Genomic DNA, 13026 nt, shown 5'->3' with positions numbered 1-13026 from the left:
ATGCCAAAAAAGATAGGTTTACGAACATATGGGATGCTACTTGGGATGCTTTTGGGAGTTGGTCTGGTCCACGCCCAAAAAGAGCCCCAATACACCCAGTACATGTACAACATTGGCAGTTTCAATCCGGCCTACGTGGGCACGGTGGAAAGCCCGGAGGTCATAGGTCTGTACAGGGCGCAATGGGTAGATGTTCCCGGGGCCCCGACCACCATCCGAGCCGGTGCCAATATCCCGTTTAAAAATGAAAGGACGGGACTGGGCATCAACATCGTGAACGATGAACTGGGACCCTCCCGACAGACCTATTTGGATGTGGCCTATTCCTATCAGATCCAATTGTCGGACGAGACCAGACTTTCTTTTGGTCTGAATGCGGGAGGCTCCATGCTGGACATCGATTATTCCAGAGGAACGTTCGAGGACCCATCCGACCCTTCCATTTTGGGGGAGAATTACAACAGTTTTTACCCCACTATCGGGGCCGGACTTTTCATGTATCACAAAGAAGATTGGTATTTAGGGGTGTCCGTGCCCAACTTTTTGACCAATGGACTCTATAATGATGAAGTGGCCACCATTGTGGAGGACAATATGCAGTTCAACGCCATTGGGGGCTACGTGTTCCAATTGGGGGACAGGACCAAGTTCAAGCCCGCCTTTTTGGTGAATTACCTCGAAGGGTCGCCGGTGACGGTGAACCTTTCGGCCAATTTTCAGTTTATCGATGCGCTGACCATTGGGGCCTCGTACCGTATTGATAATGCGGTGAGCGGTCTTGCCGGTTTCCAGATTTCTAATGCCATGTTCATTGGCTATTCCTACGATTACGCCACCAACGGACTTGGGGAATATAGTGGGGGATCCCATGAGGCCATATTGAAGTTTTATATAGGCAGGGGAGGATTTGGTTCGGGCAATAAGGGCAACAAATCGAGGGACAAGAACAACAACACTAATAAGAACAAAGGCAAACAGATAGACTCCCCAAGATTCTTTTGATATGATGAAGGCAAAGAAAATACAAGCGGTAGTATGGATTTCCCTTATGGGAATGGCCCTATGTTTTGCCCAAGGGAAAAAATCCAAGGGAGATGTTTTCTTTTTTCAATACGAATACCAAAAGGCCGTGGCTGCCTATGAGGCCGATCTGGCGCAGGGAAGCTTGACGGACCTACAATTCTTGAACCTGGCCGATGCCTATTTCAAGACCAACAATTTCAAAAAGGCATCCGAAGCCTATCTGGAACTCTTCAAAAAAGATACCTTATTGGATGGCCATCGGTACAACCGAATGTTGCAGAGCCTTTCCAAGACCGCCGACCCAGAGCGAAAGCAGGCCTTTCTGACCACAATGGCAGCAAAGTTTCCGAAGGAGCTCATGGAAAATAGGGAATTCAACGAGCAAATGCTGGCGAAGACTTCGGACGATACGGAACTGGACTATAAAATTTTCAACCTAAGTGTGAACAGTCCCCAGACCGATTTTGCGCCTACGTTTTATAAGGACAAACTGCTGTTCTCCAGTGGCCGTATCGAAGGAAAGGGATTAAGGTATGCACCTGGCAATGAGGGGTATTTCAATATTTATGAATCTACCGTGCAGTTGGATGGACAGTCCGGTGCAGCGCAACCCTTCAAAGGTGTCGCAACGTCCAGTTACCATAAGGCAACGCCTTATTATGCCCAAAAGCTCAACAGTGTGTTCTATGTGCTTTCCAATACCCAAAATGGGGAATTGTCCTTCGATCCCAACGGAAAAAATGCCCTTGCCATTGGGAAACAGACCATGGACGACCAGTTCCAGTTGTTGCTGAAAGATTTGAGCACGTCCTTCTATTATCCCTTCTACGATGAGACAAGTGGTAAGCTCTATTTTGCCGCTGATTTTGAGGATGGGTATGGAGGTACCGATATTTATTATGTGCACACCAACAGTGGGCAAGTGATGTCCGCTCCCATCAATTTGGGCCCTCGGATCAATTCTCCGGGCAATGAAGTGGCCCCTTTTATTTTTGAGAACAGCTTTTACTTCGCTTCCGATGTGTTCTACGGCCTTGGCGGTATGGACATCTATAAATCGAACATCGGGGAAGGGGGCGAATTGGGCATTCCCATCAACTTGGGCAAGGAGATCAACACGGAATATGATGATTTTGGTCTTGTGATGAGGAACGAAGGTGAAGGCCTGTTGGGCTATTTTACGTCCAACCGTCCGGGAGGAAAGGGCAAGGACGATCTCTATGGATTCAAAGTGGATGAAAAGCCAGGAATGAAAACCTTGGTATTCAAAGGGAAGGTCATCAAACCCTACAATGAAAGTGGCGTGTCCAAAGCGGCCATTCGGTTGTTGGATAGCGAGGGTGCCAAGCTCGCGGAGACCTATTCGGATGAGGAGGGCAACTATCGATTGGAGGTTCCGTGGGAAGATGTAGTGGTCCTGGAAGCGGTAAAAGAGCGTTATTCCAAGTATAGAAGGCAGTTTTCAGGGGAAGAACTGAACGGGTTGGAAAACAAATCCTATAATGTGGGAATGTCCCTCTATGATGATTTGGTCGGAGAAAAAGAAGGGCAGGCCGTCGTTAAGATGGACAAGTTCTTTTTTGGCAATGCAGCCACCCAACTGACCCCTGAAATTGAGGCAGAACTGGACCATGTGGTGGCCTTCATCAAGGCATTCCCAACGGCACAGCTCAGAATAGAGACCTATACCGACAGTAGGGGAGGGAGCAGTACCAACTTTAGACTTACGCAAGACCGTTCCGATGCTATCAAAAAATACTTGGTGAAAAAGGGAGTGCCTTCCACCAGCATCCTGTATTCCATTGGGTATGGAGAAGACAAGATTTTGAACAACTGTACCAATGGGGTCTTCTGCATAGAGGCGTTGCACAAGCAGAACCAACGTACCCTGATTGTCGTGCTCAACGACAATGTGCTTTTCGATTAGGGATCAGACCAGTAACATCCAGCAATAATATAGCGCAAAGAGCGAAAGAAAGACCATCCCGCAATAGGTAAGGATGCGCAGTCCGGTGCCGGGCCTATGTTCCAAAGGAACATCTTTGCCCATTACGGTCTTTAGGTTCATCCACCCCAAGAGCGGGGCCAGGACGAAGGAAACAAAGGTGGCCAACCCTACCAGATCCGCCATATTGGCACTGAACAGCATGATGACCATCCAGTTCACCAGCATCATCAGGATCACGGTATAGGCAAAGGCATTCGTGTTCTTGAAAACAGGTTTTTCCGGGAACAGTTTTTGCATCACATCCACACTCACCCTCGAAATGGCATCATGGGCCGTCATGCAGGTACTGAACATGGTGGCAAAGGCGGCCACGGCGATGAAGAAATAGGCCCAATTGCCAATATGTACCGTAAAAAGGTTCACCAATTGGCCCGCAAAAGCCACCGCGTTTCCACTGAGTTCTGTTCCTGTTCCATATAGGGTCATCCAACCGATGATCATAAAGAAGACGGCGAGGACGGCGGTCAATATATATCCCACGTTGAATTCCTGAAGGGCAATCTTCAAGGTCGGTTTCTCCTTCATGGTCTTTAGGTTTTCCATGCCCCAAAGGCTTACCCAGCCAGAGGCTTCTACCGCGGTGGGCATCCATCCCACCAGACCGATAAGGAACAGAATCCCGGCCTCATTGAAAATTTCGGGGCGCTGGAATCCTTCGGACATGGTTATGGGCCCTTTTTGCAGTGCCAATACGGTGGTGATCAAAAGGGCAATGAAAAGAATGGTGATCACGGCTTTCAATGAGGTTTCCAAAAAGCGATACTTTCCCACGATCAGCAATAGACTGATGAACAGGAACAGGTACAGTGAAACGGTCCCAGGTCCAATCGATATCTGGAACAGGTTGATGAAAAGACCGGCGGTGACCACATACAGGGCGGCAAGGATGGTAAAGGTGGAGATCAAGGTCACAAAGGCATAGATCCATAGATAGGTCTTGCCCATGTTCAGATACCCCTCTACCAAGCTTTTTTCCGTGACCGTGGTGTAGCGTATGCCAAATTCAAAAAAGGGATACTTGAGCAGATTGGCCAGTAGTATGGGGATGACCATGATCCATCCATATTGTGCGCCGGCTTTGGTGGAGAGTACCAAATGGGACGTTCCAATGGCCATACTGGCGAATAGCAGACCTGGGCCAAGGGCTTTCAACAATGCTCTCATCCTGTTTGTTTGTTGGTTAATTTTTACCGCAGGAAGATATGTTTTTTTGTTGAAATTTTATAGGTTTTCATAGTGATGCACAACCCATTATGGATTTCGGAGGCTTCTTGGACCAAAACGCCAAATGGGTTGTGCATCAATAGTTTATTTGTCCAACAATGCTTCTTGGAACAAGTTGAAAATACGGGTGTACTCGTCCGTCCAACTGCTGGATTCCACGAAACCATGGCGCTCCACGGGATAAACGGCCATTTCCCAATTTTCCTTACCCAGTTCGATGAGCTTTTGGGACAAGCGCACCATATCCTGAAAATGGACATTGTCGTCCACCATGCCGTGCAATATGAGAAGTTGTCCTTGGAGGCCATCCGCAAAATAGATGGGGGAACTTTTCTTATAGGCCAGGCTGTCCGTGGCAGGTGTGTTCAAGATACGGGCCGTGTAGCCGTGGTTGTATGCGGCCCAGTCGCCCACAGAGCGTATGGCACCACCGGCACTGAAGGTTTCGGGCGCGTTGAACATGCCCATCAAGGTGATGAACCCTCCGTAGGACCCTCCATAAATACCGACCTTGTCCGTATCGATACCATATTTTTCCATCAACATTTTGGCTCCATCCACTTGGTCCGACAAGTCTTTTCCTCCCATGTGACGGTAGATTCCGGTACGCCAATCCCTACCATATCCGGCACTTCCCCTATAATCGATGTCCAATACGGTATACCCATTGTCCACCAAAAGATTGTGGAACATGTACTCCCTAAAATAGGAACTCCACCACTTGTGGGCATTCTGGAGGTAACCGGCACCATGTACAAAAATCACGGCAGCCTTGTTCTGTACGGATGGATCGGGCTGGTACAAGCGGGCATGGACTTTTGCACCGTCCGAAGCTTCAAAGGTGATCACTTCCGGGTCCTTCCAATCATAGGCATCAAAGGCCTTGGTATTGGAACGGGTAAGCTGTACCGCTTTTGTGGGTTGCTTGGCAAGAATGGGGTTTTCTTGGATGAAAAGTTCCGTGGGTTTGTTGGAATAGGAATAGAGAATGGCCATGTTTTTTTCATCGGGGGACAGCGTGACTTCGTTCCCGCCCACTTCTTGGGTCAATTGCTCCATTTTACCACCTTTAAGAGGCATGGTGTAGAATTGGCGGTCACCGGGATGGTTTTTGTTCGCCGTGAAATACCATCTGGACTCATCCTTGGAAATAAAAGGGTCATAGATTTCAAATTCACCGAAAGTCAACGCCTTTGCTTTTTTGGAAATGATGTCCATGGTGTACAAATGGGCATATCCTGTTTTTTCTGACATGAACCAGAACTCTTTGCCATTGGGCATCCAACCTAGGGAGCCACCTCCCCATCCACTGATGCCGGGCCCTGCTATCCAGGCCTCGTCATGCTGACGGTCCAATTGCTCTACGGTTCCTTTTTCGGGGTCAAGTAGCACGATCCAACGGTCCTTGTAATCGTTGGCTTGGATGTCCAACAAGGCCTTGGAGCCGTCTGTGCTCCAAGCAGGTCCACTGATGGAACCCAAGCGGTTATCATTTTTATAAGGTTTGTCCGGATAATCCTTGGTGTATTCGGGCACATAATCCAGCCCTTCCAAATTGTCCAGGACCACAGGGTAACTCTTGCGTTGCGCAATATTGTACACGAACATTTCAAATGTGGTAGGCTCGTCACCGACCTTGGAACGGGTGTTCTGGTCTTCGGTATAACCAGATTCCGTAACAAAGTGCGGAACAATAGTGCCTTTGGTTTTGGGCCTGTCCATCAGAACATAGGTAATGTAACGACCTGATGGGTCTATTTGCTGTCCAATGACCGTTTTTCCATTGGTCACCAATTCCAAGGGCTCCAATGATTTTAATTTTTCTTCCAATTTTTCCCCGGCATCCTTTTTGGCCTTTCGCTCACGGAGCACATCAAAAAGTTCCAATTGGTCCTGATAGAGCCATTCGTCCTTGGAATCCCTTTTGGTTTCACTTTTCTTGGAGCTAACGAAATTGGTCAATTGCTCCGTGGTGCCGGAGGCGATATCCCATACGTATAGGTCATCCCCTTTGATATAGGCTATTTGGGTGTCGTTGTTGGTAAAGTGGGGGTCTCCTTCGCGGTCTTTGGTCTTGGTGATGGGAGTGGACCTATAGGTGGCAATGTCCAACAGGAAAATATCACTGTTCTTGGTATAGACGCCCTTGGTTTTGGAATCATTGTAGGTGATTCGGGAAGAGGGCAGGGTGGCGGCGGTCATAAAATCCACTTTTTGGATTTTTTTTGATGCGATGGAATAGGCATAGAGGGAATCGCTCATGGCCCCGTCTGGGTTCCAGTCAAAATAGAGGGTTTTCCCGTCAGTGGACCAATGAGTGTTTGAAGGTCTATGACCTACAAAATCGTCCCCTTGCATAATGTCTTTGATGGTCAAGGAAGAGTTGTTGCCTTTTTGGGCGAACAATCCGCAGGATGCGAACAGTAAAAAAACAATGGAGGGTAGATATTTTCCCATATCTGATCGAAGTTTTTAGGTTGTCAATGTATTCCTTCAAATATCGGGTATTTTAATGGGTTTTGTTCAATATTATGTTGTCAAAAGAAGGCCTGTGGGTAAAATGAAAAGTAAAAAGGGCGCACAACTGTGCGCCCTTTTTGTTGGGGGTCTATAACGGTTAGGGTTGTATGAGTTCCAATAAGTTGATGTCCACGGTCCCAGAAACATTGAGGTCATTGCCAGAGTCATTGTTTGCGGCGGCCACGGAAAAGGAGTAGGAAAAAGTAAGGTGGTTGCCGGCGTTGGGGTCAAAAACCATATCAATGAAGACCATTTCGGAAACCCCAGGACCACCAGATATGTATGTGTCATCGAGCATAAAATACTTATAGTCATCGCCCACTACTCCATAATTGTTGATGATGATGGTTGCCGATTGTACATTTTGAGTCTCCTGTCCTAGATTGAGTACAGTAAGTTCCCAATCAATATAATTAATGTTATAATTATTGTCGGGGGAACTATAGAAACGTCGGAAGTTGAAGAAATACTCGGTGTTGTCCCCATTTGGTGTGATGATGACAATGTTGTAGTCATCAAAGTCATCGGCATCAATAGGGGTAAATTTGAAAGTGGCAACATCCTCAAAGGGAATACCATCCGGCCTTGTTCCGCTCAGGGTTGATATAACCTCTCCATATTTGGTCATTTCATCAAAACCTACACCATTCATTCCGTCCACGCCATTGGTCCCATTAGTTCCATTTGTTCCGTTGGTTCCATTAGTTCCATCGGTCCCATCATTTCCATTGGTTCCATTGGTTCCATTGGTTCCATCCGCGCCATCTTTTCCGTTCGCACCATCTTTTCCGTCCTCGCCGTTAATACCATTAGTTCCATCTATCCCATCCTTTCCATCTTCGCCGGAACAAGAAACCAAGGAGATGCTTAGACTGAGCAATACCAAATAAAATACTTTTAAGAGTTTCATCATTTTGAGTTTTTAGGGTTTGTAAATCTTAAAAGGTTGAATGTTGTAATATTGTGCTTATGGTTGTATAAGTTCCAAAAGGTTGATGTCCACCATTCCAGAAACATTGAGTTCATTGCCGGAGTCATTGTTCGCAGCTGCTACGGTAAAGGCATAGGAAAAGGTAAGATGGTTGCCAGTATTTGGGTCAAATGAAAGGTTGGTAAAGACCATTTCTGAAATTCCAGCACCTCCAGATTCATAGCTATCATTTATCATAAAATATTTGTAGTCATCGCCGATCACACCATGTTTGAGGGCAATTACTACATCCTCTACACTTTCTGTTTCTTGGCCCAAGTTGTTTATCGTAAGCTCCCAATCCATATAATTGATGGTATAGGTGCCCTCGGGTGAACTGAGGAATCGGCGAAAGTTGAAGAAATATTGGGTGTCATTCCCAATTTGCGTGATGGTAATAATGTTATAAATAGGAAAATCTTCCGGATCTATGGGGCTGTACCGATAAATCGCAGAGTCTTCAAAAGGGATGTTGTCCGGTCTGGTTCCGCTAAGCTCCAGTGTAAGGAAGCCATATTCGGCCAATGGCTCCAGTCCGACCCCATTCAGGCCATTGGTGCCGTCTTGGCCCCGTTCGCCATCTTGCCCATCAGCTCCATCCTGTCCATCGGCCCCGTTCAGGCCGTCTTGACCATCAGCGCCATCAATCCCATCCACCCCATCTTTTCCGTCTTCAATGGAACATGAGGTCATGGTCACCCCTAGGGCAAGTACGGCAATGCCAAAAAGTTTGATTAGTTTCATACCTAATAGTTTTGAGTTCAATGAACTAAAGGTAGCTGTACAAGGCATTGAAAGGCAGCGTAATTGACGGATGCCCTGTTTGAGTTGACGGATGATGGGTTTGGGTTCACCGATGTGCTTTTTTCTTTTTTCAAGGGTCGAAGAATCAATCGGATAGGTGTTGTGAAATGATTGATTTTTCGGACAAAATCGAGCCGTGAAAACAAATGTTGAAGTATCTTTGTCCTGTGAAAAAAGGGTATAAGGTATTGGGGATGCTGCTTTTGGCATCGATCTATATTTTTGGGATCGGTGTTTCCAGTAGGACCGTTTCTGCTCCGGATGCTGGACATTCCGGGCAGGGCACCTATTTTTCTGTGGCCAAGACCACCTTGTTCTGCGATGTTCCCCAGCCTGAAACTTCTTTTGACAAGGTCAATGACTATCCCGCTCCAAGTCCCAATATTTTCTTTACGGGCAATGCCAGTGTGCAACGGCCCCATGAAATTCTGTTCGGGGCGACCGGGCGACAGTATCTCCGCTTTTCGGCCAATTTTCTGATACGGCACCGAAAGGCTGATCTCATTTTCCCTTTCCATTATTTTTGGTAATGCTTTTCTGAACATTCTGGTTTAAACTGGATCTATTCAGGTCCACGGCTTTTGCATGGGCAAGGCCAATATCATTTTACAAAGCATTCAAAATCAAAAAAAATGGAAATAGATTTTGGGACCCTTTTGATAGGTTCCATAACCGTGGCCATATGTGCCATCCCTTTTGTGTTGACCATTGGTAGCAGAAAAAAGAGGGAAAAACAGATGATGAAATCACTTCAAACCTTAGCTGCACAACACAATTGTCAGATTGGACAACGTGAGTTCTGTGGAAATTATGTCCTGGGGATGGACAAGGCCGATCGGTTTGTGTTCTTTTACCAAGCCATCAAGGAACAAACGAAGGAACAGACCGTGGACCTTATGGAAGTTGCAGCCTGTAAACCCATGAACATCGGAAGAAAGATTGCCGGTGAACGGGTGGTGGAACGTTTGGGACTGGAATTTGTCCCGATGGATAAAGACATTTCGGAGATCCATTTGGAACTGTACAACAACGACCATAGTTTTCAATTGCGCGGAGAGCTACAATCCATGGAAAAGTGGTCAAGGTTGATCAACGATCGGTTGAAACAGTTACAGCCAGCGGAATAGCAGTCAATGAAGCCGGGATGAAAGTCCCGGCTTTTCTATGCTTGCATCAAGCTGTTTTCCTTTTTCGAATTCGATGGTAGGGAACAAAAAGGATGTTATAGGTCTTGGCATAGACATAGGTGAACTGGGCCCCAAAGAAAAGAATGAGGCAGGAATAGGAGACCCACAGCAAGATGAGCACAATAGTACCCGCGGCACCATAGGTGGAATCGGGTTTGACCATTCCAAAATAGAGCCCCAACAAAAATTTACCGATCACAAACATCACTGCGGTGATGAACGCCCCGAACCAAACGGCCCTCCATTTTATTCGGGCATCCGGCAAAAACTTGAACATCAGTGCGAACATGACCGTGATGATGGCAATGGAAGAAACAATGTCCACGGCATAGGCCAGATAGATCACAGCATCGGTGATGATACTCCTCAGGTAATCGTTCAGGGCAGATATGGCCGCGGTGACCATAAAACTGATCAACAACAAAAAACCGATCACCAAGATGAAGGCAAAGCTCCGGGCCCTTTCCGAGGCCAGTTTCCAAAAGCTAAAGTTGGTGGGGCGGTCTATCCGCCATATTTCGTTCAATGATATTTTGAGTTGGTACAGCACCCCAGTGGCACCAAAGAGCAAGGTTGCGATGCCGATCACGGTGGAGATCAAACTTTGGTCCTTGTTTTGGGTGTCCTGCACAATTTTTTCGATGGTCTCAGCAGCATTGCTTCCCAAGGCAATCGTAAATTCGTCGGTCAACCTGCCCTGCACAATGTCCACGCCCCAAATGGCCCCCACCAAATTGATGATGATCACCAAAAGGGCAGGCAGGGACAGCACGGCATAATAGGCCACAACGGCACTCAGTCGCCATGGCTGCACCTTTCCCCAAGCCTTGTAGGTGTCCAAGATGAGGTAGGGGAAATCCCTGTACCTGAATTGTTCTGAATATGTGTGGGGCTTTCCCAAAATAGGATGCTTTGATTATCGACACGTTGTCCCACCCGCTACAGTGGGTATAGCAATACTACTTTTTTTTCAAAAATAGGACTGACGCAAATCGAATCAATGTTGACGGAATTGCATTGGGGAATTCCATGTGTCTGGGATCAAGAACCTTCTTTGTTCACCCGGAAGGTGATTTTTCTATTGGTGATCATCGAAGCGACCCGTACATCCAAGGTGATGGCATCCGAAATGGCGGAAGGGTCACATACATAGGCGTCGTTGAACAGGACTGCCCGATACTTGTAGCCCTCCATTTCCATGTCCACATCGCTGATGGTCAAAGTGGCGGTGTCCGTCCCGGAATAGGTGGCGGAATCGGAAAGGTCCGAAAAGGTGAGGCCGTTATCCGTGCTCAATTGCCATTGGAAACTGGTCGTGTCGTCCACGGTTATGGCGATGTTTCCTGAATGTCCATCAAAGATGACCGCATTGGAAGGAGTCGCCAGAATTCCTGGAGTATCCCCTGCCTCCCGGTAATCCGGGGTGCCATTGCTGTCCCCATCACGGGGAACGGTATAACCACCTTGGCCGGTGACCACGCCCCAAGCATCAATGGAAACTGGGGATGTCCCTAAAAAGCCATCGTTGTCGCCGTCCGTGAAACCGGCTTCCACAACATCATTACAGCCATCGGCGTCGCTATCCGTGGAAACATAGTCCAAAATATTGTCGTTGTTGGAATCCAGGATCTCATAATTGATGGTCCCGTTGTCATATTGCGAGGGGGCCTGCACAGCGTTGGGAATACCGTCGGTGCCGACCGCTCCGGGAATCCTTCCTGCCACAAGCGTTTGGCCATGGCCTGCTTCCACGGCATCCAGAATACCATCATTGTCGCTGTCCAGGTCAATACTGTTGGCGAGTCCATCCCCGTCGGTATCAAGCGGGGTACAAGTGGTGATAAAACTATTGTCGTTCACCACAAAGAAGATAGGATCCGCATTGGCGGAGATCTCCAGCCTGAATATGACCGCCCTGGCCCTTTCGGCAGGGGTTAGGCCAAATTCTGACAGTTCCACACCGGCCAGCCTGATATTCTTTTTGGAGTTGCTCGCGTTGGGCGAGTCGTTCACATTATACTGGTCCACTATGGAATTTCCCACAATGGGCGTGGTGTTCCAATTGATTTCCACACCATTTCCCAAATAGTTGCCATCCTCGTCCAAGAGGTGTAGCCTGTTGTAGTTGGAACCGCTTCCCAACTGCGCTCCTTGGGTCAATAGGATATCCACTTGTCCATCCCCATAGGCAGGGGTGTTGGTGCCACCAAGCCTAAAATACCAGGCATTGCCAATATTGGCGATTGCATAGGACATGTCCAGTCCGCGTTCCCCTTCATACAGGTAGGGGTTGAACGGAATCCCGCCCGTGGTGAGCAAGGGGCCCACCGCACTGCTGGTATTGCCGTCAATTGCCCTTCCCTCCAAGCGGATGCCCGATTTGATCTTGGTCACCGGCCTCAATGCGGTCCATGAGGTTTCTTCCACACTGATATCGCCCGTGCCGTTGCCATCGGTGTCCATAAGGTCGAACAGGCCATTGCTGTCGCTGTCGATCATGGCAGTGGAATTCACGCCGGTGGCATAGGTCTTGCTCCCTACCGTAAAGGCCAAAAGCGTGGAAACATTGTCATAGGCCTGTGGGTTGATGCTTCCTGCGGACGAGGACCAAAAACCATTGTAATTGGTATAGATGGAAGTTACATAATTTGTGGTGGCAACCGTGGCGGGAGGCGTCCCGAAGGCGGTATTGATTTCGCATCCATCCTCAAAAAGATCGGGAATGCCGTCATTGTCATCATCCTCGTCGATATCGTCGGAAATCCCATCACCATCGGTGTCCCCATAAGGTAAAGGGGCACTGTCCATAGGGAGGGACAGCTCCTTTTTTGGTGCCATGGCCGCGTTCAGGAAAAAGAACAGGGATATGGGGACGATAATCCACAATTTCAGGCGTGAAAAGAACCTTTTGGTTGGGTCGATGTTCAAATAGGACATGCGTTGAAGCTGTTCGAGGTTTTAATATCCCAACGAACTTAGGCCATCAAGCCCAAACAGGGCAACTATTGTTGTTAATGGCCAATTATATAGGGTGTAAGGGGGGTATGCTGTTGTTCGAGAGGGTAGGGAATGGAAAGAGAGGGCTTTTGGTCAATGAGTCCAGATGAGCTACCAGTGGGAGTCGTATAAGATGCTGTATGAAAATCAGAGAATGGAATACGAAAAAATACCGCTTTGTAATTATATAAATTTTGTAGGGAAATTGTCCTGAAGTGCAAAAAACGGGCATAGTATACCACCTTCGGCGGATTAAACTGAGCCACCCGCGGCGGACCAAAGTGAGCATAGTG

10 protein-coding genes are annotated in these 13026 nt (G+C 47.8%); 4 read left to right on the top strand and 6 right to left on the bottom strand.

What is annotated here, in order from left to right; genetic code table 11:
• Together DB398_RS12945 and DB398_RS12940 are read left to right on the top strand one after the other, a co-directional pair.
• On the top strand, window positions 1-1002 hold the full coding sequence (locus DB398_RS12945; protein ID WP_108424878.1) for a PorP/SprF family type IX secretion system membrane protein: 1002 nt from the start codon (window positions 1-3) through the stop codon (window positions 1000-1002).
• A gap of 1 nt (window position 1003) precedes the next feature.
• The gene (locus tag DB398_RS12940) at window positions 1004-2950 is read left to right on the top strand and encodes an OmpA family protein (RefSeq protein ID WP_108424877.1); all 1947 of its coding nucleotides are present in this window, start codon (window positions 1004-1006) and stop codon (window positions 2948-2950) included.
• A gap of 3 nt (window positions 2951-2953) precedes the next feature.
• On the opposite strand, the gene DB398_RS12935 is transcribed toward DB398_RS12940, so the two are convergent.
• The 4 genes from DB398_RS12935 to DB398_RS12920 all read right to left on the bottom strand — a co-directional run bounded on the left by DB398_RS12935 (window position 2954) and on the right by DB398_RS12920 (window position 8489).
• The gene (locus tag DB398_RS12935) at window positions 2954-4195 is read right to left on the bottom strand and encodes an NRAMP family divalent metal transporter (protein ID WP_108424876.1); all 1242 of its coding nucleotides are present in this window, start codon (window positions 4193-4195) and stop codon (window positions 2954-2956) included.
• Between the two features lie 144 nt (window positions 4196-4339).
• A complete protein-coding gene (locus DB398_RS12930) occupies window positions 4340-6712 on the bottom strand; it encodes a prolyl oligopeptidase family serine peptidase (RefSeq protein ID WP_108424875.1) in 2373 nt (790 codons plus the stop codon).
• A gap of 160 nt (window positions 6713-6872) precedes the next feature.
• On the bottom strand, window positions 6873-7688 hold the full coding sequence (locus DB398_RS12925) for a hypothetical protein (RefSeq protein WP_199913401.1): 816 nt from the start codon (window positions 7686-7688) through the stop codon (window positions 6873-6875).
• A gap of 54 nt (window positions 7689-7742) precedes the next feature.
• A complete protein-coding gene (locus tag DB398_RS12920) occupies window positions 7743-8489 on the bottom strand; it encodes a collagen-like protein (protein WP_199913400.1) in 747 nt (248 codons plus the stop codon).
• 206 nt (window positions 8490-8695) lie between these two features.
• Here DB398_RS12920 and DB398_RS12915 point away from each other — a divergent pair, with 206 nt between their 5' ends.
• The gene (locus DB398_RS12915) at window positions 8696-9079 is read left to right on the top strand and encodes a hypothetical protein (RefSeq protein WP_199913399.1); all 384 of its coding nucleotides are present in this window, start codon (window positions 8696-8698) and stop codon (window positions 9077-9079) included.
• A gap of 102 nt (window positions 9080-9181) precedes the next feature.
• Entirely contained in the window at window positions 9182-9676 is a 495-nt protein-coding gene (locus DB398_RS12910; RefSeq protein ID WP_108424871.1) for a hypothetical protein, read from the top strand.
• A gap of 46 nt (window positions 9677-9722) precedes the next feature.
• Here DB398_RS12910 and DB398_RS12905 read toward each other — a convergent pair whose 3' ends face one another.
• Both DB398_RS12905 and DB398_RS12900 read right to left on the bottom strand, forming a co-directional pair.
• The gene (locus DB398_RS12905) at window positions 9723-10637 is read right to left on the bottom strand and encodes a YihY/virulence factor BrkB family protein (protein WP_108424870.1); all 915 of its coding nucleotides are present in this window, start codon (window positions 10635-10637) and stop codon (window positions 9723-9725) included.
• Between the two features lie 140 nt (window positions 10638-10777).
• Window positions 10778-12673 carry an autotransporter outer membrane beta-barrel domain-containing protein gene (locus DB398_RS12900; RefSeq protein ID WP_108424869.1) on the bottom strand — a complete coding sequence of 632 codons (1896 nt, stop codon included), beginning with the start codon at window positions 12671-12673 and terminating at the stop codon, window positions 10778-10780.
• Between the last annotated feature and the right edge of the window lie 353 nt (window positions 12674-13026).

It is taken from the genome of Flagellimonas amoyensis (assembly GCF_003058265.1).
Lineage (GTDB): Bacteria > Bacteroidota > Bacteroidia > Flavobacteriales > Flavobacteriaceae > Flagellimonas > Flagellimonas amoyensis.
The sequence above is the reverse complement of the archived record's forward strand: the minus strand, read 5'-3'. Positions and strand labels throughout refer to the sequence as shown.